At 46.3% G+C, this 283-nt stretch carries 1 protein-coding gene; it reads left to right on the top strand.

The genetic code is table 11. From position 1 onward, the window contains the following. Positions 1 to 269: helix-turn-helix transcriptional regulator (locus H6B10_RS16130; protein WP_204652436.1), on the top strand; the 269-nt coding region annotated here is incomplete at its 5' end. Positions 270 to 283 lie beyond the last annotated feature (14 nt).

Here is a 283-nt window from a genome sequence, read left to right as displayed (position 1 = left end):
TGGCCAACGAAGCAGGATTCAGTAAGTACCACTTTGCAAGACTTTTTAAAGAAATAACAGGGACCACCTGCCACAACTATCTGTTAGGGCGACGGCTTCTCTTTGCCAAAACCCTGTTAGCAGACTTTTCGCTCCCCATCACAGAAGTTGCCATGCGTTCAGGATTCAATTCGTTGGCCACGTTCAATCGCATTTTTAAATTTCAAATTGGCTGCACACCCAGCGAATTCAGAAAATTGGGGCTTGGTTTTTCTGCGCCGCAAGAATAATGGGCACCGAACAG

This window comes from Gemmiger formicilis (assembly GCF_016901605.1).
GTDB lineage: Bacteria > Bacillota > Clostridia > Oscillospirales > Ruminococcaceae > Gemmiger > Gemmiger formicilis_B.
Note: the sequence above shows the minus strand (reverse complement) of the source record. Positions and strands in the feature narration are given on the sequence as shown.